General features: G+C 34.4%; 13 protein-coding genes. All 13 read left to right on the top strand.

Annotated features, from left to right (window positions below; genetic code table 11):
• The 13 genes from ISALK_RS06425 to ISALK_RS06370 all read left to right on the top strand — a co-directional run bounded on the left by ISALK_RS06425 (nucleotide 1) and on the right by ISALK_RS06370 (nucleotide 25,070).
• A complete protein-coding gene (locus tag ISALK_RS06425) occupies nucleotides 1-4,725 on the top strand; it encodes an Eco57I restriction-modification methylase domain-containing protein (RefSeq protein WP_160720337.1) in 4,725 nt (1,574 codons plus the stop codon).
• 17 nt (nucleotides 4,726-4,742) lie between these two features.
• The gene (locus tag ISALK_RS06420) at nucleotides 4,743-11,087 is read left to right on the top strand and encodes a DEAD/DEAH box helicase family protein (RefSeq protein WP_160720335.1); all 6,345 of its coding nucleotides are present in this window, start codon (nucleotides 4,743-4,745) and stop codon (nucleotides 11,085-11,087) included.
• Nucleotide 11,088: 1 nt separating this feature from the next.
• On the top strand, nucleotides 11,089-13,179 hold the full coding sequence (locus ISALK_RS06415) for a UvrD-helicase domain-containing protein (RefSeq protein WP_160720333.1): 2,091 nt from the start codon (nucleotides 11,089-11,091) through the stop codon (nucleotides 13,177-13,179).
• Nucleotides 13,180-13,503: 324 nt separating this feature from the next.
• A complete protein-coding gene (locus tag ISALK_RS06410; protein WP_160720331.1) occupies nucleotides 13,504-15,090 on the top strand; it encodes an AAA family ATPase in 1,587 nt (528 codons plus the stop codon).
• A 19-nt stretch (nucleotides 15,091-15,109) separates the two neighbouring features.
• The gene (locus ISALK_RS15535; protein WP_160720329.1) at nucleotides 15,110-15,214 is read left to right on the top strand and encodes a putative endonuclease domain-containing protein; all 105 of its coding nucleotides are present in this window, start codon (nucleotides 15,110-15,112) and stop codon (nucleotides 15,212-15,214) included.
• A gap of 43 nt (nucleotides 15,215-15,257) precedes the next feature.
• Entirely contained in the window at nucleotides 15,258-18,542 is a 3,285-nt protein-coding gene (locus ISALK_RS06400) for an AAA family ATPase (protein ID WP_160720327.1), read from the top strand.
• Between the two features lie 159 nt (nucleotides 18,543-18,701).
• Complete coding sequence (locus ISALK_RS06395) at nucleotides 18,702-19,184, top strand: hypothetical protein (RefSeq protein WP_160720325.1); 483 nt, start codon at nucleotides 18,702-18,704, stop codon at nucleotides 19,182-19,184.
• Nucleotides 19,185-19,288: 104 nt separating this feature from the next.
• Nucleotides 19,289-20,437: a competence protein CoiA family protein gene (locus ISALK_RS06390; protein WP_160720323.1), complete on the top strand. Its 1,149-nt coding sequence runs from the start codon at nucleotides 19,289-19,291 to the stop codon at nucleotides 20,435-20,437.
• Nucleotides 20,438-20,470: 33 nt separating this feature from the next.
• Nucleotides 20,471-21,271, top strand: a complete 801-nt coding sequence (locus tag ISALK_RS06385) for a hypothetical protein (protein WP_160720321.1) — start codon at nucleotides 20,471-20,473, stop codon at nucleotides 21,269-21,271.
• A 1-nt stretch (nucleotide 21,272) separates the two neighbouring features.
• On the top strand, nucleotides 21,273-22,679 hold the full coding sequence (locus ISALK_RS06380) for a DUF6884 domain-containing protein (protein WP_201756852.1): 1,407 nt from the start codon (nucleotides 21,273-21,275) through the stop codon (nucleotides 22,677-22,679).
• A 49-nt stretch (nucleotides 22,680-22,728) separates the two neighbouring features.
• Complete coding sequence (locus ISALK_RS06375) at nucleotides 22,729-23,898, top strand: PDDEXK-like family protein (protein WP_160720319.1); 1,170 nt, start codon at nucleotides 22,729-22,731, stop codon at nucleotides 23,896-23,898.
• 64 nt (nucleotides 23,899-23,962) lie between these two features.
• Nucleotides 23,963-24,085, top strand: a complete 123-nt coding sequence (locus tag ISALK_RS15330; RefSeq protein WP_306770708.1) for a hypothetical protein — start codon at nucleotides 23,963-23,965, stop codon at nucleotides 24,083-24,085.
• 502 nt (nucleotides 24,086-24,587) lie between these two features.
• The gene (locus ISALK_RS06370; protein ID WP_160720317.1) at nucleotides 24,588-25,070 is read left to right on the top strand and encodes a hypothetical protein; all 483 of its coding nucleotides are present in this window, start codon (nucleotides 24,588-24,590) and stop codon (nucleotides 25,068-25,070) included.
• The last annotated feature ends 35 nt before the right edge of the window (nucleotides 25,071-25,105 follow it).

Here is a 25,105-nt window from a genome sequence, read left to right as displayed (position 1 = left end):
ATGAAGGTTGATACTACAGGGATCAATAACTATAACGAATACTATACAAATCATTATTTTGCCACAACCTTTGGCGAAAACGCAAAAGATCAGATTAGTAAATGGAGGGAAGAAGCGAAGGAAGTAGAAGAGACACGTACTCCTTGGGCATTGATTAGAGAGTGCAGTAGACAATACAGTACTCTGCATGAAAAGTATTACCGTACAAGAGGGAAACAAGCATATCCAATGATTCAGGAAATGGCAGACTGTTATTTGAATGCTTTGGGTTTTGGGAATGCTAATCCATTGGAAGTAGAGGTTGCTGAAAACCTGACAGTCCCGGTATACTTGGAAATTAAAAAAACCAACGGAGCACCACTTCTCTGGGTGGTTCTTGGACATTCTGAAGAAACTGATGACAATATCATGCAAGGAAACAGCTTTTTACCTACTGCAGAGGATCAAGACAATGGGAGTCATAAATTATTTGACAACTTGAATAACGAGGAACTTGCTACTAAAGCTCTTTTTGTTAGTGATGAACCGCCAAGATGGGTAATTTTTGTTGGTATGAATCAAATCGCTTTAATAGATCGAAATAAATGGAATGAAAAGCGTTATATACATTTCGATTTAGCTGAAATATTTGGAAGACGAGAAGAAACTACACTTCAGGCAATGGCAGTATTACTCCATAAGGATACACTTTGTCCAGAAGAAGGTATTCCGTTACATGATGAATTGGATGAGGTGTCTCATAAAAATGCTGCCGGGGTTTCGAAGGATTTAAAATATGCATTAAGAGAATCTATTGAGTTATTAGGTAATGAGATTCTTTATGATATGAAATTTAGACAGGGTATTGATATAGAGAAGCACCCTGTAGATCCTACTGAACTTAGCACACAATGTTTACGATACATGTATAGAATGCTTTTTGTACTTTTTATTGAATCAAGACCGGAACTGGGATATGCACCTATGAAAGCACAAACTTATGTACAAGGTTATTCCTTAGAAGGTCTTAGAGATATTGCTGACAATGTCCGGGAAGAAATTGAGGAAGTGGGTAATGGGTATTATTTAGATCATACGTTAAGTAAACTCTTTGAACTAATTTATAACGGTTATCCAAAAACAGAAGAAGAGTTAAATAAACTTTTAGGGAATGATTCATTGCATGATGTTTTTATCATTGAACCATTAAAAGCGCATATATTTGATCGCGAGTTTACACCTTTAATCTCTAACGCTAAATTAAGAAACAAAGTTATGTTGAGGATAATTACCTTAATGAGTATTGCTCGGCCAAAAGGCAAAAAAAACGAAAGGAAAGGAAGGATTTCCTATTCCGCCCTCGGCATTAACCAAATGGGAGCGGTGTATGAGTCTTTACTTTCTTATAGAGGATTCATTGCCGAAGAAGATCTATATGAAGTTAAAAGAGCCAAAGATAAATTTGATGAGTTGGACGTTGGTTACTTTGTGACTGAAAATGAGCTGAATAATTATACTGAAGAAGAACGAGTGAGATATGAAAAAGGGGAAAATAAAGGGAAACTACGAAAATATGATAAAGGGTCATTTATTTATCGTCTTGCAGGGAGAGAGCGAGAAAAATCCGCCTCCTATTATACTCCGGAAGTCTTAACAAAGTCCTTAGTAAAGTATGCCCTAAAAGAGCTATTAGAGGATAAATCTGCAGATGAAATAATAGAGCTGACAATTTGCGAGCCAGCCATGGGAAGCGCAGCGTTCCTAAATGAAGCGATTAACCAGCTTGCGGAAGCTTATCTTAATAAAAAACAAGAAGAAACGGGTGTTTCGATTTCTTATGAAGATCGCTTTAAAGAACTGCAAAAAGTAAAGATGTATATTGCCGATAGAAATACATTTGGAATTGATCTCAACCCTATCGCAGTAGAATTGGCGGAGGTTTCTTTATGGCTTAATACTATTTATGAAGGTGGATATGTGCCATGGTTTGGTATGCAACTAGTCAACGGTAATTCTTTAATTGGTGCTAGAAAACAGGTCTACAGGATCGAACAGTTGGAAACTGCTAAAGGTCCAACAAAATGGTACATGAATGAACCAGAACGAGTCAAACCAGGGAAAAATCGCATGCCTAAAAAGCAAGTATACCACTTTCTTACTGGAGACCCTGGGATGGCAAATTATAAAGATAAGGTTATTAAATCCTTAGAGCCAGAAAAAATCAAACAGATGGATAAGTGGAATAAAACATTTACAAAACCACATTCTGAGGATGAAATACAGTCATTACTAAGGCTTTCAAGGATTATTGATGATTTATGGCATAAACAAGTAGAGCTTAGGAGAAGTATCAAAGAGCAAACAACGGATCCCTTATCAATTTTTGGATATGAAGAAGATAGGGACATCTCAAAAACTACCATAAGAGAAAAAGATCGTATTTTTAAAGAAATGTATAAATCCGAAAAAATGAGTAATGCCGGTCCTTATGCAAGGTTAAAATTTGCAATGGATTACTGGTGCGCTTTATGGTTCTGGCCAATTGACCAAGCAGACGAATTACCTTCGAGAAGTGAATTTTTATACGATATGTCGTTAATCCTAGAAGGGGGAATTGTTTCAGTTTCAAAGACTCCTATGCTAGGACAAATATCATTTCTAGAAACTGAAAATGAAAAACTAGCAGAACACATATCAAAAGTGTATGGAGACTTACCGGAAGTTGATTTAGAAGCACTTTGTAAAAATAGTAGAAGACTTAGGTTAGTTAAAGAGATAGCAGAGCAGAATAAGTTTATGCACTGGGAGCTGGAATTTGCGGATATTTTCGAAGTTAATGGAGGATTTGATCTAATTCTTGGTAACCCACCGTGGATAAAAATTGAGTGGAATGAAAAAAACATTTTATCAGATTTCAATCCATCTTTTATTATTAGAAATACTTCAGCAACTGCGGCATCAAAGTTACGAGAGATTGAACTAAAAAGTGATGAAGCATACAAATTATATTTAAATGAGTATAACCATGCAAGTGGCTTACAAACTTATTTGAATCAAATACAAAATTATTCCGAATTGGAAGGATTAAAAACCAATCTATATAAATGTTTCTTACCATTGGGCTGGAATTATAGTTGTAAAAATGGAATTGTGGCCTATCTGCATCCAGAAGGTGTATACACAGAATCAAAAGGTGGAAAGTTGCGTTCATTAATGTTTACTAGGTTGAGAAAACATTTTCAGTTTCAAAATCAAAAAAACTATTTCGAAATTGGTCATCGTGAACGTTATAGTATCAATATTTATGGCGACGAGAAACGCATTGAATTTGAGACTATTGCCAATTTAATTGAAGTTAAAACTATTGATAAATGTTATGAATTGAACAGTACAGAGGGCCAAGTACCTGGAATAAAAGATAACGATGGGAATTGGAGTGTTGATGGGCATAACGATAGAATGATAAAGATAACCAAAAATGAACTTATGGTTTTTTCGGAATTATTTGACGGAAATAATCATTATCTATTTGCCAGATTACCAGCAGTACATGCGGTACAACTAATTAAGGTATTCGATACTATAGCTAATTATTCACTCAAGTTAAATAAAGATACAGAAAATGTATTTAGCACCCAAATGTGGCAAGAAACAGGTGATCAAAAATCAGGCTTAATTGAACGTAAAACGGTGTTTCCTGAAGGACTTTATCAGATGATATACTCTGGACCACACATAGGTGTTTCAAATCCGTTGTATAAAACACCAAGACGTATATCAGAAAAAAAAGGTGATTATGAATCAATAGATATAGATTATATTGATGAACTGTATTGTCAAAGAACCAACTATGTACCAGGTATAAGTAAAAATGAATTTTTTGATCATTCTCCAAGAACAAACTGGGGTACCAACTATCTCAATGAATATAAGGTAATAATGAGAAGAAGATTGAATCTTAGTGGTGAAAGAACTTTAATTCCAGCAATAGTTGCACCACAGACTAGTCATATTCATACTATCACAGGCTTAAGTTTTAAAAATAATGATAACCTATTATTATTCACTGGCCTATTATCTTCAATAGTATATGATGCCATCATTAAAAACATAGGTAAGGAGGACGTTTACTTTGAAACACTTAAAAACCTTCCAATTTTAAAATTAGACTATATTGCAAAGCGGATTATAATTAGATCAAGATTGCTGAACTGCTTAAATAAAGCATATTCAACTTTATGGGATGAATCGATGGATAACTTGCCAGAAAAAGATGAATGGTCCAAAAAAGATAATAGACTTAAGAGCCATTTTTTTAGTAATGTTAAAAATAAGTGGCAAAAAAAGAACACCTTAACTTCAGATTTTGAACGAAGGCAAGCACTAATTGAGATTGATGTTTTAACGTCAATAGGATTAGGATTAAGACTTGATCAATTGACCAACGTTTATCGTATACAATTCCCAGTCTTACAAGATAATGAGGCAAATACTTGGTATGACAAAAATGGAAGAATTGTCTTTACCACAAATAGAGCATTAACAAACGTAGGTTTACCAAGGTCGGTATGGGAAAAAATAAAAGAAGCAGAGAGTGGAACTTTCACTAAAACATATTTGGATGATACAATGCCCGGAGGGCCTGTAGAAAGAAGCATAGAATATGTTGCCCCATTTGATCGTTGTGATCGAGAAAAAGACTATGAAACCGCATGGAGATTCTTCGAAGAAAAATACAATGAATAATTAAAGGAGTGTAATGGATGTTACCATCAACCCTGGCTAGTCAGCTAAAACAAGGACTTTCTGATTACATTGAAACAACTTTTTTAATGACAAATCCTACATTTTTAGGTTCACTGAAAAAGCTGGTGGAGACAAAAGGCGCAGTTTTTCATGAACCCTATATTTCAGTAAAACTCCCCTTCCGTGTGGCCGATGAAATACCAGATTATTTTGAGGCTATAAATCAAAAATACAAACCTTATAATCACCAACTGAAAGCGTTTCAAAGGTTAACCGGGGAAGATGGGAAGTCTACCTTAGTTGCTACAGGGACAGGATCGGGTAAAACAGAATGTTTTCTTTATCCGATCCTAGAATACTGCTACAAGCATCGTGGAGAAAGTGGTATCAAAGCACTGATAATATATCCTATGAATGCACTAGCCTCGGATCAAGCTAAGCGTATAGCCGAACTGATTAATGAGAATCCAAAATTAAAAGGTAATGTCACTGCAGGTATGTATGTAGGTGGCAGTGAAGAACACCCTAAAAGAATTATGGGCAAAGATTCTGTAATAACCGATCATGAGACCTTGTTAAATGCCCCTCCTGATATTCTATTGACCAATTACAAAATGCTCGATTATCTCTTGGTGAGACCGAAAGATGCAAATTTATGGTCAGAGAACGATCCAGAAACTCTTAAATATATAGCTGTCGATGAGCTTCACACTTTTGATGGTGCTCAGGGTACCGATTTAGCATGCTTATTAAGACGATTAAAATCTAGGCTTTATACCCCTGCAGGTCATCTTTGCTGTATTGGTACTTCAGCAACCATGGGATCTGAAGAAAATGCAAAGCATATATCAAGATATGCAAGTAATGTTTTTGGCGAATCTTTCGATGAAGATGCGGTAGTTATCGAAGACCGTCAATCGGCAGTCGACTTTTTTGCAGAATTCGAGGTTAAGGACTTTACATTCCCTTCTAAAAATAGATTACAAGAATTAAAAGACACTATCGAAGACGGAGATGAGAGTGAATATTTAAGGCTTGCTACAGAGCTATGGTTTGATGATAATTTTGACAAATCAAATATAATGACACCCAATACTAGGCTAGAAATTGGGCGTCGACTGATGGAACATAGTTTTATGAGAAGCTTAACAACGCTTACCGATAACCAATATATTCAAACAGAAACAATTTATAAGGAACTATATATAAGCCATCCGGAATTGGATGATATAAAAAATCATCCGGAATTTCTTGATGCTTTTTTTGCTTTGATTTCCCATGCTAGAACCGGCAATGAGTTAAATCTCTGTCCATTTTTGACAGTGCAAGTGCAACTGTGGATGCGAGAACTCCGGAGATTGTTGGCTAAAGTAACAACGGATGATATTGAATATGCCATTGCCTCTGATCTTAACGAACAACAGGCAAAAAATTACCTTCCTGTGGTTAATTGTCGTGATTGTGGTGAAACAGGTTGGGTCTCGATTGCAAACGAAAGAGGTAATTTGACACTAAAGAATCTGAATGTTTTTTACAATTTATATTTTAAACAAGATGACAATATTACAATGGTTTTTCCCCATAAGTATGATGGGACTAAACATAAGTTTTTGGAAGCCTCTCTATGTCCAGAGTGTCTTCAACTGGAGGTAGGACCTGAGAAAAATCATGTTTGTAATGAAGGTGGAGAAAAGTTATTAGATGTGATTATCCCTTCAAAACTAGAGACAAGCGGATCGAAAAATAGAAAACAATATGTATGTCCTTTTTGTAGTAGCAAAAGAGGTTTATCCATCATTGGACTTAGAAGTGCGACTGCTATTAGTGCAAGTGTTTCACAAATGTTTGCATCCAGATTTAATGATGATAAAAAAACCTTGGCGTTTTCAGATAATGTTCAGGATGCAGCCCATCGTGCAGGATTTTTCAATTCTAGGACCTGGAGATTTGGACTTAGAAGTGCAATACAAAGATTTGCCATTTTTAAAGGTAAAGGTTTAAACTTGGAAGATTTCTCGAAAGGATTTATTAATTACTGGTATTCACAATTAACAAAGGAAGAGTTTGTTAGCTATTTTATTGCCCCGAACATGACTTGGAAAACAACTTATGAAAACATGTTAGTTAATGGGAAGCTCACTCAAAATGAAAATAGCAAAAAACTGATTAGGGAAATTGAAAGGCGACTTAACTATGAAATTATGTTGGAGTATGGGTCTGCGAGTCAAATCGGTCGTACCTTGGAAAAATCGAGATGTTCTACAATTATTTTTAATAACGAGATGGTTACTAAGGTTAGTAAAAATATTCAAACGAGGGCTATTAATGAACTTGCGGCACTTAATAATTCAGAACTGAAGGTATTTATGAAGATGGTTGTCGGATTTTTAAATCTTGTTAGACGAAATGGTGCTTTTAACGATACATCATTCTATAGCTACACGCAGGAGAATGGCAGGCCATATTTGCTTTCACATGACTACACAAAATGGACACCAGGGTTACAGGCCGGAAGGAATACACCAACCTTTCTTATCAAAGATGAAGGTTATTTCAAAAACACGTACTACTTTGATAAGGCAACCGATCGAAAATATACTGATTGGATCCATTCATGTATAGAAGAGGAATTTGTAAGAGAAGATGTATTCGACGGTATGGCGATGATTATCTTTTCAGAACTTATTAAAGAGAACGTACTGACTACCTTGCCTTCAAAAAATTCTGATCAAATATGGGGTCTCAATAAAGAAGAACTATTTATTACTACGGAAGTGAAGGAGCTAAGTTGTAATACTTGTGGAAACATAGTAAATGTTGGAGAAGAAAACCTTTCATATTGGATCAATGCACCCTGCTGGCTCACAAAATGTGGAGGACGTTTAGAAGAGGTTGAGTTAAACTCAATGAACTATTATCACAAACTTTATAACAATGCCGACCTAGAAAGAGTAATTGCTAAAGAGCATACTGGATTGTTAGAGCGTGATGATAGAGAAGCTTTAGAAGAGGACTTTAAACGAAGCAAAAAAGATAGTTTTCCATGGGATCCAAATCTACTTTCGTGTACACCGACACTAGAGATGGGAATTGATATTGGAGATCTTTCAACTGTTGTACTTTGTAGTGTGCCGCCAGGCCAAGCGCAGTTCATGCAAAGAACTGGCCGTGCGGGAAGAAAAGATGGTAACGCTCTTACATTGGCAGTAGCCAACGCAAAACCTCATGATTTGTATTACTATGCTGAACCAGAGGAAATGTTATCGGGGGCAATTATACCACCAAAAGTTTTTTTACGGGCATCAGCAGTTCTTGAACGACAATTTGTAGCCTATTGTCTTGATAGCTGGATCAAAAAAGGAATTGATGAGCAGGCGATTCCGAAAAAAATAAGTGTTTGTTTGAGTAATCTTTCGAAAAAATCGAATACAGTTTTCCCATTCAACTTTTTAAATTATATACAAAACAACCTTTCAAAACTTGTTAGGACTTTTACAGAGCTTTTTCGAGAAGGAGAGCTGGATGCAGATGCAATAAATGAGATAAAAGTCTTCGTTGAGGGAGATAGCAAGAATGAAAGTCCTATGCACTTAAAAATTCTAGATGCTTTTGAACAATTAAAAAAGCATAGGGATTCTATAAGAAACAATGTAAAAGAATTAGGAAAACTTATAAAAGAATTGGAAGGAAAACCAAAGGATTCATCTTATGAAGATGAATTAAAAGATCTAAAGAGTGAAAGACGCGCACTAAGTGGCATAGTTAAGGATATTAATAATAAGAATATCTTTAATTTTCTTTCTGATGAAGGTTTGCTACCTAACTATGCTTTCCCTGAGGCAGGCATAATTTTAAAAGCGATTTTATACCGAAAAGAAGAAGACGATCAGCCTAAAATGGTAAGGGGAAAAAGAAAGTACCAGAAACTGATTCACGAATACAATCGATCTGCTTCATCTGCGATTAGTGAATTTGCACCCCATAATAGTTTCTATGTGGATGGAAGGAAACTTAAGATCGATCAAATCGATTTAAATTCATCTAAGACTGCAAAATGGAGGCTTTGTCCTAATTGTTCTCATGCGGATATCGAAGGATATGGAGTGAGCAAGGCATCGTGCCCCCGTTGTGGATCCCTTGGATGGGCTGATGGTGGACAAGTAAGGAGTATGTTGAAAGTACAAATGGTATATTCTAATACAGACTATACAAAATCCTTAATAGATGACGAAAGCGATGATCGGCAAAATATTTTTTATATGAAGCAAATGTTAGTTGATGTTGATGAAGAAAATGATGTTATTAAAGCGTTTAGAATGGATAATGAAGAGTTTCCTTTTGGTTATGAATTTGTAAAGAAAGCAAAAATGAGAGAAATTAACTTTGGTGAGGCTGATACTTTTGGTGAGAAACTTACCGTGTCTGGAGTTGAAGATGTTCGTAAAGGTTTTACAATTTGCAAGCATTGTGGAAAAGTTCAGCAGGAAAATGGTAAGGCCAACCATACATTTAGTTGCAAGGCTAGAAATCAAGATGCTTCCTTAGAAAACCCTTTTGAGGAATGCCTGTTTCTATATCGTGAATTTGAGACTGAAGCTTTACGCTTGTTAGTACCAGCAACAACAATGGATACATCTAATATCCGACAAGAATCATTCACAGCTGCTTTTATGCTTGGGATGAGAGAATACTTTGGGAATGTAGATCATTTAAGAGCCACAATAAGTGAAGTGCCCGTTGACGAGGGTGCCTATCGAAAACAGTACCTTGTAATTTATGATTCTGTGCCTGGAGGCACCGGTTATCTAAAGCAATTACTGCAAAATGAAAATGCATTAGTAGATATTTTTGAGAATGCACTAGATGTACTGGAAAGTTGTTCATGCAAAGAGGATATTCAAAAAGATGGGTGTTATCATTGCATTTATGCTTATCAACAAAGTCAAAAGATTGGTGTGATTTCAAGACGTGTCGCAGTTAACCTCCTTAACTTCATATTAAGTGGGCAGAAGAATATTGAAGAAATAACTAATTTAGGAAATATAAAAATCAATTCACTTTTTGAAAGTGAACTTGAATTACGATTTGTTGAAGCATTAAGAAGAAAAACTGAAACTAATCGGAGTGTAAAAGTTGATAAGACCCTTGTTAATAATAAAGAAGGGTATCAAGTATCGATTAATGGATTTTTATGGGTAGTAGAACCTCAGGTGAAATTGGATAGTGCAGACAATGTATCCGTCACTTCAAAGCCTGATTTTGTTATACGTCCACTTAGAAAATCTTCAAATCATCGACCGATTGCTATTTTTATGGATGGATTTCTATATCACAAGGATCGAGTTGCTGATGATACTCTCAAGAGAGAAGCAATAAGACGGTGTGGAGATTATCGTGTTTGGACTTTAACGTGGAAAGATATCCATGAAATTATTAATCCATCAGGTAATGAAATAACACCAACCTTAAGATATGAAGAGATGCCTTCAGGAAGTCAAATGTTCATACGTACCTTGGAAAGTGAAGGTTTTGGAAATATGAAATTAGGTTTCGGTAGTTCCTTTGAGATATTAATGCAATACCTTGAAGCAGATAAAGGAGAAAAGATGTTGTCGGCTTATGCAAAAGCATTTTCATGGTCGGTACTAGATATGAGTAACATCTCGAAGGAATTAATGTTTAATGAATGGAGGCAAAAACTCTCACCTCTATTAGAGTATACATCTGATAATATAGAATCATTTCCTTTTAGAAAAACGATTTTTAGTTTGTGGCACCCACGTGGTAAAAGTTCTCATATGTTAGTAGTAGCAGGGGTGAATACCGAAGCTATAACAAAAAACAAAAGGCAAGAAGTAACGATTTATGCTATTTTAGAGGATCAAAAGGAATTTAGAAGTGATCGGTATGAGGCTGACTGGAATGGTTTCTGGCACTTTTATAATGTGATGCAGTTTTTAGACACTTTCATGGCATTTACAGAGACTGGTTTGCAACAGGATATATATAATGAACTGGAGATCACTGATTATGCTGAAATCGAATCAGCACAGTTTAGCCTAAGCGCTAATGCAGAGGAATGGGAATTAGTCAAAGAACAAATTCTTGATGAAGAGATTATTATTATTTTAGTAGATTCCTTAATAAAAAATAATATGGAGCCACCTTCATCAGTGGGATTTGAACTTGAAAATGAGAATTCAAAGATCATAGCTCAAGCAGAATTAGCATGGGAAGAGCGTAAGATAGCGATATTGTTACCAGAACAAAACGAATATAAACCCGTATTTGAAAAATTAGGTTGGAAAGCTTTTGATATCCAAAATTTAAAACCGTCTGATCTGAATAAGGGAGGTAAATAAAATGGCACAAACAACGATAGCAATTTCTTCGGATTTTTTGACCGCTTTTTCTAAATTACCACGTAAAGCTCAAGGTAAAGTTACCGAGTTCATGAACAAGTTTAGAAATAATCCCAGATCTTCTGGTATTAATTTTGAAAAAATCCATGATGCCATGGACAACAAGATTCATTCAGTTCGAATCGATGACACCTATCGTGGTATTGTAGCTCGTCAAAAAGAAACAGGTGTATATCTTCTGCTCTGGGTGGACCACCATGATGACGCATATGATTGGGCAAGACGGAAAAAGTGTGAGATAAATAGACATACAGGAAATGTTCAAGTCTATGATGTTGAGTACTCTACAGTAGAAGAAAAAAAACCTGCACCTGAAACTGGATTATTTATACATGTGAAGGAAAATGATCTGTTAGAGTTGGGAGTCCCTTCTGAACAGATTGAAATGGTAAAAAGAATTGAAACACCAGAAGAGTTATATGATTTAGCTTCAAAGATTCCTGAAGATGCTTTTGAAGGGCTTGAATGGATTGTAAATGGTTTTCCTGTACAAGAAGTAATTGATTTGATGAGTGTTGAAAGGAAAGAGGAAAAAACTCAAGACTTTACGGAAGCTTTACAGAAGCCACGTTCACAAAAATCCTTTGTGATTGTGGAGGGTGAAGAAGAGTTAAGAGAGATTATGGCAGCGCCGCTTGAAAAATGGCGTGTATTTCTTCACCCTACCCAACGGGCAGTCGTAGAAAGAGAGTTTAATGGACCTGCAAGAGTACTTGGTGGTGCAGGGACGGGTAAAACTGTTGTCGCTATGCATCGCGCTAAATGGTTAGCGAGTCAAATGAAAGAGAAGCAAAAAATACTTTTCACTACTTTCACTGCTAACCTTGCGGATGATATAAAAAATAATTTACGATCGATTTGCAAGCCTAGTGAACAGAAGCGTATAGAAGTTGTGCATCTTGATGGATGGGTTACACGCTTTCTAAGAGAACAGGATTATGACTACACCATAGTTTATGACGACAAGCTTGCTGAAATTTGGCAAGAAGCAATCGACACAGCTGTTATAGATGTAGATCTCTCACCAGAATTTTTTGCTGAAGAGTGGTCTAAAGTAGTGAATGCACAAGAAGCATATACAAAATCGCAATACTTGAAAGCTTCACGCGTTGGTAGAGGTACGCGTTTAGATAGAAAAAAACGTATGGAAGTCTGGAAAGTTTTTGAAGAGTATCAAAACCTAATGAAAGAAAATCGATATAGAGACATTGAGACTGCAATGCACGAATGTAGAAAAATACTAGAAAGGACTCCTGAAAGAATGAAATACCAGTCAATTATTGTTGATGAAGGTCAGGATTTCGGTATGCCTGCTTATCGGTTACTAAGAGCACTAGCTGGTAAAGAGCATCAGAATGACCTCTTTATTGTAGGTGATGCTCACCAAAGGATCTATAAAAACAAACCTGTATTATCAAGAGCCGGTATTAATATTCGCGGCCGAAGTAGCTATTTGAAAATCAACTATCGAACAACTGAAGAAATTAGAAAGTTTGCATTTGGAATGCTGAAGGGAATCGAATTTGATGATCTTGATGAAGGTAATGATGATGGCCGGACTTATCAGTCATTGACCCATGGAGAACTGCCTGTCGTTAAAAACTTTAAAGATGCAAGGGAAGAGATTGACTTTTTAACATCAAAACTAAAGGAACTTACCGAAAGTGGTGTAGATTTAAGGAATATTTGTATTGTCGCACGAACCCATAAATTACTAAAGGATTATATTGGAGAATTAAATAATGCAGGCTTCAGGACATACGAAATAAAAAGGTCGAAGATTGATGATCGAGCATTAGAAGGTGTTCGAGTGGCAACAATGCATAGAGTTAAAGGTTTGGAATTTCAGCAAGTTTTTGTAGTTGCCGCTAACAACCGAATCATTCCTTTAACAGCTGCGATTGATCAAGAGGATCCTGTTGCAAGAGAAGATGCAAGAACTGCTGAAAAGTGTTTGCTTTATGTTGCATTGACCAGAGCTCAAGAGGCGACTTATATAACGAGTTATGGGACAGCTTCGGAGTTTTTGTAAATAAAATTTTAATAATGAATGAAGTTTCTGGGATATTAAAAGAACAATAGGAGTTACTAATACTCATATAACTGAAGAAAATATTTGTATAATTCTATTAGAGAAAGCGAAGGGGTACTCCGTAAAATAGAATCACAATTTTTATACGGAAGAATATTCTAAAAAAGTTATTGACACTTTGACACAAAGACATAGAACGAATTTACTTATCCAATGTTCTACAACACTAGCAGAGTAGAAAGTCATTGAAAGCATTGAGAATTTATGTAACGTTTTATTTTTCAAGAACTAAATTAGTTATAATTACAATTGGAGGTTTATTATATGTTTAAGTATGTCAGCTCTATTAAGTTTAATGGCTTTCGTATATTTGAGTCAGGAGAAATTAAGCTCGGTAAGATGATTACGGCTATTGCTGGGAAAAATGCTGTAGGCAAATCTACTATTTTGGGGATGCTTGGAAACTCTGTGCAGCTGGAAAAGACAAATGATTTAACAAAAAGACAATTCAAGACAGACTTCAGTGATATATTCAAAGGATCTAGTAAATTTGACAAATCTGGATCAGATAAATTTTCAGTCTACTTTAGTAATAAAGAAAATGATGAATATATTGATTACAGAGACTTTAGAATTGCTTGGCAGCAAAACGAAACTCGCTTTCGAGTAATCCCCAAAAAAGAGTTAAAGAATGATAAAGTAACTGAAGCAAAAGTTAAACATCCGGTAATATACTTAGGTTTAAGTCGTCTGTACCCTATTGGCGAAGCAAAGGATGAGGATATACAAGCAAAAGAAAGTACATTCCAAAATGAAGATGAGAAGCAATGGTTTTGGGAGAATTATAAAAAAATATTAACTTTAATAGGAAAACATGATTTTGAAAACTTAAAATCCGTAAATTACTCAAAGGCTTCCAAAAATGGAACAGGTATAAACACGTCCAGTTATGATTATTTGACTAATTCAGCGGGACAAGATAATCTTGGTCAAATTCTACTTACTGTATTAGCCTTTGCTCGATTAAAGGAGATGCTTAGAGAAGAATACGAGGGAGGCTTGGTTCTTATTGATGAAATAGATGCCACCCTTCATCCACTTGCGCAATTAAAATTATTAGATTTTATGAGCGAACAAGCTAGAAAATTAAATCTACAGTTTGTTTTCACAACTCATAGCCTTTCTTTGTTAGAGACAATTAGTGAAAAAACCCTAAATAATAATTTGGATAAAAATAACAATATTGAGATAGCATACCTTACAACAGATAATGAATCTCTAGAAATTATGATGAGCCCATCTTATAGTATCATTGAGTCGGATATGTTGTTAAAAATGGAAATTCATAGTCGGCGGAAATTGGAAGTCATTGTAGAAGATGATGAAGCTGCTTGGCTTCTTGAAAAACTACTAGCTAAATACCTTGACCATATTAAAATTAAATCGGCTCAAATGGGTTGTGATTATCTTATGTCAATGGCTAAGCTATCACACAAACATTTTTCCAAAGTGCTTTTTATGTTGGATGGAGATTATCAAAAGCAATTTCCTCGAGGATTTCATTTCATGCTTCTTCCTGGCCAAGATAATAACTTTAATCCAGAAAAATTATTATATAACTTTATAATTGAGTTACCTGGTGATCATGAATTTTTTAAGCCGACTGCAACAGGCGCACCAACCAAAAATTATTATGTTCAAAATCCACCAACGATATTTGATGGCGAAAAGCTTAGAGACAAAGAAAAAAAATGGTTTAATGATCACAAAGCAGTTTTTAATGATTACGATCTTGTTGATTATTGGATTCTATATAATAGTGAGGAATACGACAAGTTCATTGCTGAATTTGTTAAGTGCTTTAATAATCTAGCGGATATATTAAAAATCCCGAAAATAAGTCAAAGATGATTCACGAGATACTTTGTTAATGAGTTTAGGATATAAAGTCCTTAGAGTTCCGGCGAAAGATGTGCTGGAAACACCAAATGTTGTGATTGAAAAAGTTATGCACGCATTGGATGGGGATTTTTAAAGAGTGTTGTTAAAACTTCAAATTGATGACGAGGTGGTCAGCAATGATAAAGGTAGCCGATGTTCTCTACAATAAAAAAGGTAATAAATTGATTGTTGATCATCTAGAGGATGACAAAATTATCGCTACAGAAATCGTTCATTTTACTGTTACGAGCAATGATGGTAAAAGAGTTGAAGAAAAGGAAGGCAAAAGATATCAAGAGTACTATAGAAAAAACATAGGTACTGTAATCTTCTTTGAGAAAGAAGATATCGAAAAAAAGAAAATTTATAATGATGTTCGCTATCAGTTCAACAAGGAAAATATCACTACTCACTATGAAGAAAAAAAAAGCAAAAGGCTTAATGAAATTATAAGCGAAGCGCCAGAAGGAGAAATCGTAGAACAAGAGGATGTGGATTGTATTGTTGCTAAATACTACCATAAACTTCAAAATTTAAAGGAAGAGAAACAATTATATGAAGAGACTAGAGTCGATTTCTTTGGGAGAATTGATTTATTAACTGACTACTATAAAAAGGGTTATGAAGATTTTTGGCGCAATGACTATCATGAAAAGTTCTATGTAACAAAAGCTTCAGTAGGTTTCACTTATAAAAATAATCAATTCATTAATTGGAGAGCACCACAGGCAAGCTTATTTTATGAAAATGAAAAATTAAACTTTAATCGTGATAAAATGTTTCGAACTGCGACACCAATAGAAGCGGCAAAATTAGATAGATCCCTAGTATATGAGTCTACAGTGATGCTCAAAAGAAGATTCACAAGAAATCCTTTTGATTTTTCTGATCTTTACATAATGGGTGATGGCTTTTACAGCGAAGGTTCTGCAGATCCATTTTTAATGGAAGTGTTGGCGGATCATAGGAAAAATCATAAACTAAGTGACATCATAAAGTCTATTCAATCGAATCAAAATAAAATCATCAGGAGCGATCCTGAGAAAAACATAGTTGTTCAAGGATGTGCAGGATCAGGTAAGACTATGATTTTACTGCATCGATTGTCTTATTTAAAATACAACGAGTTTTTACCTCCTGAGAATAAAATAAAAATTATAACGCCAAGTACTTATTTTGATAAGTTCATTAATGATGTCACCCATGTGTTGGATATCCAACATGTTAAGAAACAATCATTGAATGTTTATTATAAAGAGGCTATGTATAAATATCTTAAAACACTGAATTATACTAAGAAAAATGATGTTAATGGGAAAACAACCAATGAACTAGAAATAAAGTATAATAAGATAGTCAATGATAGACTACGGAAAATTGAAGCAGTTAATGATGAAACCCACCCCCCGGAATATGAGGCATTTTGCTATTCTGATAATGCGATGACTGAACTAAAGAATGAATATGATAAATTCAAAGCATATATAACTAAAGATGCTGGTGTAGATTTCTCAGAAAATTTAATGGAGAATTTCGGAGTAAATATAAATAGTAAAAATATACTCTTAAAAACAAAAGTAGATAACTCGTTGCAGTTTATGCGCCATGACATTAAAACTTATTTATTGAAACTTAAAAGTGAATATGAAAGCGTAGTAAAATTATTGGAGGATAAAAATGCAATGTTTAAAGAGATGCACAAGCTACATAGTGCAGTATTAGTTTTGAACGATTTAGCAGGCTCCATCACTGATTTAAGTATCAGGTTTAAAAATTTAGAGAAGGATAGTTTTAAAATATTTAATGAGATAGAAACCTTGAAAGGACTAAAAGACAGTGCAAGACATAAAGATAAAATGCTTATACTTAACAAAGATGAGATGAATAGAATGATATCGGAAACCAAGGACAGAATTAATAATTTACGCACTGAAAACAAATTAATAGCAGTAAAGAGCCTAAAAGGTAACAAACTAAGGCGCTTATTTGAAAACTTAAAATTAACGATTAACGATAAAAGAATAGAGCAAAAAGAAGAAAAGATTAAAGAGTATTCAATGGAAAAAAGAGAAAAGGAAGGAAAAATTATTAATGGATTTTACTCTGAACTTAGAGAAATCGATAATAACCTAACGATAAACTACGTAACTAAAGATTATTGTGAATTGACTTTAGAAAAAGTAATAAGTGAAAAGATTGAAACATTCAAATTACAACATGGCATAGGAAAAGGAGATCATGAGAGTGATGAACTGAAAGATGTAATACAAGAAAAAAAAGTAGAGAAGATAGACATCTTAGTTACTGAAATTTTAAAACAATCGAGATTGCTTGATCAAATAAAGGGGATAGTATATAGTATTGGATCTCTGGAATCAAAAGGAGAAGTAAGCTGTGACAGCTTAAAATATCTTGCCAAGATTGAAAAAATACAGAGAGATACAAAAAATCTAAAGAATATTTCAAAGAAATTTTTAGTCTCCCGAAATGATAATATAGAAATCGACGAAGAAAATCTCGTAGTTTTAATGGAGATCATAGATGGGTTAAATCAAGATTTACAGAGGTTTAGTGGAGATTCAAAAAATGATTGTGATGTAGTCGAAGAAGAAATTAAAACAACAAAAATTAGAGTAGAGGTTATTGAAAATAAAATCATTTCGGTAAACGAAATCATAAATACCGTTCAATATCAAAAAAAGTTGAGTAAAGCTAATTTGCTGCTAATAGATACGTTTGAGAAAGTTTTAGATAAATTTAGGAATCGTTTTGGAGTATTGTCCAATTCCTTAATATCCGGTAAACATGAATTATTCCTATTATTATTTTGGATGCATAAATATTTTGGTGTTAATAAAAATCCCGATGGGTTTCTTTTTATCGACGAAGGACAGGATCTTAATGTCCGAGATTATGAGTTACTACGTAATGTTAATGGCGATGAAATGAAATTAAATATTTTTGGCGATAAGAATCAGAAAATCAACACTATAGGCCTGGAAAGTTGGGATGTATTATTGGAAAATTTTGAAGCCAATTACTATGAGATTAATGAAAACTATAGAAATACAGCCCAAATCAATGATTTCATAAATCAGATATTCGGTTATGATTTTCGGTCTATCGGTATGGAAGGTCCTGAGGTGAAACATATCGAAAAAAGTGATATAGCTGAGAATGTCAAAGAGGAGATGGAAAAGGACCAAAATACTAGAATTGCATTAATATATAATGATAAGCGGCAGTTTAACGAATATGATCTAGGATTTCTCAAATCATTTCATAATGTGACTATAGCAGAGTCATTTAAAGTTAAAGGCGTGGAGTTCGATGCAGTGTTTGTTTTTGATCAAAATATGAGTCGAAATCAAAAATATATAGCTTATACCAGAGCACTAGACTCATTATTTATAGTAAGTTAAATGTAGTGCCTAATGTTTAAATAAGAATATGAGCTCACAGGAGAACGGTTCTTTTGTGATATAGCAATAAAAACGTTTATAGCGACTAATTGAATCAGTTTTTTGTGATTTAATAGCGCCGCCGGTGAAAGGTCTAAACTCTTAGAAAGTGGTGATAATATGATCGATAAGAAAATTAGTAGAAAACTAAAGGTCAATCTAAATAGAAAGAATTACGTAGTTGAACCTGGTGATGAATATTATCCTAATGGTATATTTAAATTTCATATCACAAAGCTTAATGAGTTTATTGATAACTACCCGGAGAAATTTAAAATTGTAGAGATTGATGTTAATGAGTATCATAAGTATTTTTGTAATGGGAATATGAATTCTGATTACATAAAATCAGCTAATTTAAAGAGACCGGTACTATTAGCGGAAATTGCTCCGGATCGATTATATAATGGATATCCATCGATCACGAAGGATTATTACTCAAGAGGCTATAATTTGATAGATGGGCATCATAGATTGGCTAAAGCAAAAGAAGAGGGTCTAGTGCACCTTAAAGCATATCTCATCCCTATGGAGCAGCATATTGATTTTATGTGTGAGGGGTTTGATACCTATGTTGAATATTGGAATTCAAATCTAAAGTAGAACTGTACGGTATAGACGTCAATGAATTTGTCTACCAAGAGAAAGCGGGATCATAACAGAAGTTGCATTATAACCAACCAAAACAATGATAACGAGGTGATCAAGTGTTAACGGCTAATTTCAAAAACGAACAATACTACTCCCTTGATGAGGATTGGCATGGTCGTAAGGAAGAAATGCGAAAGCTTCTAAACAATAAAGCAGTATGTCCTCTATGTAAAGAACCGGTAATCTGTAAATTTGGAGATGAGAAGATCCATCACTTTGCCCATAGTCAAAAAGGGAATTGTCCCAGCATCAACGACACTGAAAAGCATATGAAAGGTGTAGGTTTGTTGTATCAAAACTTCCTTACCAATATTGATCAATATGGATTAAGTCACGTCAGTGTGAATCGCGTTTTTGAAGAGGAGCAATTTGTTGCGGATCTTGAACTTGAATTTAGAAATGGGAAACGGTTAATCATTGAGTACTATGGTGGTCACCTTAAGAAAAAAGAGATAAAGAAAAGAAATGACTATTATGAAAAAAACAATATACAGATTATCTGGGTCATCGATTCAGACTACTTGGAATACATAGATGATTGTATAAAACTCAAACCAATCTTTAGAAAAATGAAGAAAATAAATGAAGTTGACAAGTTTTATATTGGAAGCTGGAGAACTTTAATACTAGAAGAAGGACTCATTTCAGAGCTCCCTAATAAAGATATGGCATCCGGTACTATAATTTATTTCAATGCAGAGGAAGTTAAAGTTAGTATTTCCCGAGCCCTTTCGGATACTCATCACACCGGATTATTCTATCCCCGCAAAATAATAGAAGGAAGTCTTTCGGATGCTAGAATTACAACTGATCAAGAAACTTTTTACTTCGAAGAAGAAATAGAATTAGGATTGGCATTTAAAAAAGCGAAAGTTAAGCTTCAAGAGTTAGAGGACGCGAGGAAACTGCAACGCAAAAGAGATGAAGAGATAAGAAGAATGACCTTTGAGAAAGATGAAGTAAATTTACATAATAATCAGCGATTAAAAGATCACACGAACGGTAAATGGAATGGAAAATGGAAAGAGAATGAGGGAGTTCATAATATCCATGCAGAGAAGAGTAAAGAAGAGTTAAAAAAAGAAGTAGAAAGCAAATGGTTCCATTGTAGACGGTGCGGCGAGCTGAAAAAAGAAAAGGAGATGTATACGTACTCTTTTGGAAGTAAAGCGGGCGTCTGTAATGCTTGTGGAATTAAAAGATAAGTTACTCTGAGGAAAGATAAATGGAGGTGCTTTATGAAAGTATCCGTTGAATCTCTAAAAAATGCAGTTATTGAAAAGAAAAACCAACTTTCATATATTAATCTGGATGAAGATAACAAATATCAAGGCTGGACTCATGATTTTGGTCTCGTGCTACCGGATAAGAAAAAAATGGAACTGAACCTGCATGATACATCAGATCGATTCCTCCTTTTTGTTTTAGCCTCATCCTGGTCAAGAACCGGACAGTGGGAAAATGCTACTTTTTTTGTGACTTATCTTAAAGAACAAAAGAAACACCATGTTGAACATTGGCTTGATGAGAAGTTTGTAGAAGAAGAGAAGAAGAACAGTAAAAACGCAGCGAAATATGCTACTGCTCATTATGAGGGTATTGTTAGCAGGAGGAAGATATCATTCAGAGTAGATTTTTATGATAGTTGTATGGTACTGGCAAAGAATTGGAATCGAATTGAAGAACATCTAGAAAGGTCTGAATTAAGTAATGATTACCGGATTTTTATAGAGTACATCAGTAACGTAAAAGGACTGGGTGCAAGGGAAAACAAGATGAAAATTAAAATACCATTAATCCTTAGAGAATTAAGATGCCAAGGGGTCTATAAACATATTCCTGGAGAGTTTTGTTGTGTAACAGATAAGAGAGTGATTGACGCTGCGAAGAAAATGGGAATGAATGAACTGAAAAATAATACTTTGATTAATATTATTAAGTCCTCTGAAACCATTTATGATAACTTTGGAGATTTGTATGATATACCCCTATTTGCGTATGAGGATCTTATCGAGAAATCAAAGGAGGGTGAATTTTAACATGAAAATCGCCTTACTATCCTGTACTAGCATGAAAAAGGATTATAGCTGTAGAGCAGCTGAAATGTATTCCGAAAGCCCACGATTTAAGTTAGCATATGAATACGCTAAAAATATTGCAGACAGTGTGTTCATTTTTTCTGCAAAACATGGATTGATCGCGGAAGACGAAATTATTGAACCCTATAATGAAACGCTAACAGAAAAAAGCAGCCAAGAAAGACGAGATTGGGCGAAAAATGTTTTGCTTGACTTAGAAAAGGTTTCAGATGTAGAAAGGGATGAGTTTTTCATCGTTGCCGGTACCAAATACCACGAATATCTCACGCCTTATATTAAAAATTATCATTTGCCGCTGAAAGGAAAATCTCTAGGTAATTGGATTCCGGAACTGAAACGGCTGATAAAAGATGATGAGATAAGTAGTCAAGGCGAAGAGCTTCACAGAATGTTTAATGAAGCGGTTCCATTACACTGGAATGAGATTGATAAGCTTCCCTATAACAATGGTATTTATATTATGTTTGAGCGAGGAGAGCTTTACAAGGGACGTAATCGTATTGTTAGGATCGGAACCCATCTAAGGCCGGATCGGTTAATTAAACGACTGAAAAATCATTCCATCAATAAAAACGCCAATGGAAGTATATTTAGAAAAAACATTGGTAGAGCCTTGCTTCATAAAAAGGAGGATCCTTATTTAAAAATATGGGATAAGAATACTTCCGATAAAGAGATAAAAGAGGAGTATAATCACTTAATTGATAAGAAAAAAGAAAAAGAACTAGAAGAGATCATTAGTGATTATTTAAAAAACAACATAACCTTTGTTTGTTTTCCAGTAAATACGGAAAAAGAGCGACTTCGTTTAGAAGAGGGGATGATTTCGGTACTAAATCATACCGAGGATTTTCAACCTTCCACTAGCTGGTTAGGCCTAAGTAGTCCGGTAGAAGAGATAAAATCCAGCGGGTTATGGAACTGTAATGGATTGAACGGAGCATTATTAACGGATGAAGAAATGAAAAGGATCCAATGGTTATTCAATAGCCAGTCCGAAGAACCAGGGTATCCATCTAAAGAGCCCTTGATAAAAACTATAGATGAACCGGAGAAAGTAGTAGTTGTAGAGGAAAATAAAAGTATGAAACAAAAAAAGAAAACAGACACAAAAGTAACCGCCCATGATATCAGGGAATATATTGAGAAACTATTTGATGAGGCGAGGGAAAGTGGCTATCCTTATTTAGATCTTGTATCTGGGGACATTCATAAACAACTTAATATGAAAGATAGCATGCCTTCAGTGTGTAGCGTGATGTATCAAAAGATAAAGGACGGGGATGAAATACTTCATAGGACACCCAGTGGTTATAGCTCAACGATAAAAATTCGGTACTTTGTTTAACTTTTTAGGAAGGATCAATTTGATAGAAAGCAATGGGGAGTGATAATCTATGGCAGTAGAAATAGAGGGAATCAATAGCCTTGAAAGCTCGATGAAAGTATTGGACAAAATAGTTGGCTATTTACCCGAAAGGAAGAAAAAAACCAAAACTATTCCTAGTATTTTTAGCAAAAGCTATGATGAAAATTTTATTAGTGATTTTCTGGCTTATATTTTAGATCCCAATATAAATGGGATAGGTAATGACCCTTTAGTAAAGTTGATAGAAAACTATTGTGGCGATGATGAAGAACTCTTGAAAATTCTGGATTTAAAAGAATGTAATACCATAGAAGTAACAAGAGAGTTTACATTTCGAAATAAAAGACGTTTAGATATTTTAATTCAAATCAATAATGAACTAATTATCGCAATTGAAAACAAAGTGTTCTCTAATGAATCAGAGAATCAAACCTTAAGTTATACGAATAGTATTCATGAGAAATTTCCGGAGCATAAGTATCTATTTCTGTATTTGACACCTGCTGGAAAAATACCAGCTTCAAAGGATTTTCAGCCAATTTCTTACAGTCAATTAGCTGATGTTCTAAAGAGGGTAACTTTTGATTATAGAGAAGGTATCAGAGAGAATGTGATTTTTCAAGAATTTATCTTACATGTGGAGGAATATATAATGGGCAAAAGTCGAGATAAGATTTCAGAACATACTAAACTATACTTGGAGTATGAAGATACGATTAATAAACTCAAAAGTGCACATGATGAAGACGCGAAGGTAGTTTTTGAAGAATTCGAAGAGTTGGTTGAACAATTATTTAAGGATGATGAAACATGGGTCTATAATTTGAAACATGATAGAGGCTATCAACAAATATATAAGAAACATTGGAATCGAAAGGGTCTTTTTATACACCATGAGTTCCTTATATCTAGTAAAAATATTTTAACGGAAAATAATCTCCAATATATGATCGATGTGGAAGGAAAGGATAAAGAGAAATTTTTCGCTCTGTTTCATGAAGAATATGAGAAAATATGGGATAGTTATTATGAAAATGGTTTTAAATATCGACCAGATAAACGAGGCATTGCAATAATTTATAAAGAAATTGGGAATCCCTTTAGGCTGGATTCTGAGGATGAAAATAAAATGATTGAAGAATTAAGCAACTGGAAAATTATTGAGGAGGCCATTGAAAAAGCTCTAAGTAATTATTAGTTTTTACTGCTAAAACTGAACTTATAGGTAACCAATTAAGATTAATTCAATAGGGAGAGATAACATGTCAAACTACAATGTAAATAATATTGATGTAAAGTCTTTAGGCCTCACAATGGGACGGTTCGTATGTGAGGTAAACTGCAAACATCTAAAACTTGGAGAGGTAACCGATAAGTACTTTTAAAGAAATTTAGGAAAATGCTTTTTAGGATCGTATTCTTAATTTTCAAACCGTATCCTTTTAACTATAATAAAATTGGAAGGGTGGCATAAAAATCAGGTTGAGACATTAAAAATAGACTTGAACAACAACAGAAGGTCTATAAGTGGATTTATAGGTTTTGTTGTTCATATCCCTGGGATGATCGATGATAGATTAAAGTACAATTATTAGATCCAGGACTGGTTGGAAAAAATTAATTCTCAAACGCAGAGCAAACTGAACAGAATAAACGAATCAGAAACGGTCCACAATAATGACGTTCAGATAATTATAAAAGATGGAAAATATTATTATTCACCTGATTTATTTGATAGATCAGAGGAATATAAAGAATAACTAAATAGTGAACGGTTCTTTTGTAAGTTAGCAATACGAGAATTTATATCAACTAACTGAATCATTTTTTTTATGATTTAATAGCACTGATGTAAAAAGGTCTAAACTCTTAGAAAGTGGTGATAATATGGTTGATAAGAAAGTTAGTAGAAAGCTAAAGGTCAGTGCTAATAGAAAGAACTACGTAGTAGAACCTGGGGATGAGTATCTTCAGAACGGTATATTTATATTTCATATCACCAAGCTTAATGAGTTTATTGATCAGTTCCCGGAAAAGTTTCAAGTAGTGGAAATTGATGTTCATGAGTACCATAAGTATTATTGTAATGGAGATATGAATCCTGATTACATAAAATCAGCTAATTTAAAGAGGCCGGTACTATTAGCGGAAATTGCTCCGGATCGATTATATCATGGATATCCTTCTGTATCGAAAGACTATTTCTCAAGAGGCTATAATTTAATTGATGGGCATCATCGATTGGCTAAGGCAAAGCAAGAAGGTCAAGAACACCTTAAAGCATACCTTATCCCTATGGAGCAGCATATTGATTTTATCTGTGAGGGGTTTGATACCTATGTTGAGTATTGGAATTCAAAACTAGAGTAGAACTGTATGGTTAAAAGGTTTCTTTAATAAGGAGG

Origin of the sequence: Isachenkonia alkalipeptolytica (assembly GCF_009910325.1) — a bacterium.
Taxonomy (GTDB): Bacteria; Bacillota; Clostridia; order Peptostreptococcales; family T1SED10-28; genus Isachenkonia; species Isachenkonia alkalipeptolytica.
This window is presented reverse-complemented; position numbering and strand designations above follow the sequence as displayed.

Excerpts from the sequence above, each read along its gene's own strand:
- ISALK_RS06380 (WP_201756852.1), top strand. The coding sequence starts at position 21,273 with ATGAAAATCGCCTTACTATCCTGTACTAGCATGAAAAAGGATTATAGC.
- ISALK_RS06420 (WP_160720335.1), top strand. The coding sequence starts at position 4,743 with ATGTTACCATCAACCCTGGCTAGTCAGCTAAAACAAGGACTTTCTGAT.
- ISALK_RS15535 (WP_160720329.1), top strand. The coding sequence starts at position 15,110 with ATGAGTTTAGGATATAAAGTCCTTAGAGTTCCGGCGAAAGATGTGCTG.
- ISALK_RS06395 (WP_160720325.1), top strand. The coding sequence starts at position 18,702 with ATGATCGATAAGAAAATTAGTAGAAAACTAAAGGTCAATCTAAATAGA.
- ISALK_RS06385 (WP_160720321.1), top strand. The coding sequence starts at position 20,471 with ATGAAAGTATCCGTTGAATCTCTAAAAAATGCAGTTATTGAAAAGAAA.
- ISALK_RS15330 (WP_306770708.1), top strand. The coding sequence starts at position 23,963 with ATGTCAAACTACAATGTAAATAATATTGATGTAAAGTCTTTAGGCCTC.
- ISALK_RS06415 (WP_160720333.1), top strand. The coding sequence starts at position 11,089 with ATGGCACAAACAACGATAGCAATTTCTTCGGATTTTTTGACCGCTTTT.
- ISALK_RS06425 (WP_160720337.1), top strand. The coding sequence starts at position 1 with ATGAAGGTTGATACTACAGGGATCAATAACTATAACGAATACTATACA.
- ISALK_RS06375 (WP_160720319.1), top strand. The coding sequence starts at position 22,729 with ATGGCAGTAGAAATAGAGGGAATCAATAGCCTTGAAAGCTCGATGAAA.
- ISALK_RS06410 (WP_160720331.1), top strand. The coding sequence starts at position 13,504 with ATGTTTAAGTATGTCAGCTCTATTAAGTTTAATGGCTTTCGTATATTT.
- ISALK_RS06370 (WP_160720317.1), top strand. The coding sequence starts at position 24,588 with ATGGTTGATAAGAAAGTTAGTAGAAAGCTAAAGGTCAGTGCTAATAGA.
- ISALK_RS06400 (WP_160720327.1), top strand. The coding sequence starts at position 15,258 with ATGATAAAGGTAGCCGATGTTCTCTACAATAAAAAAGGTAATAAATTG.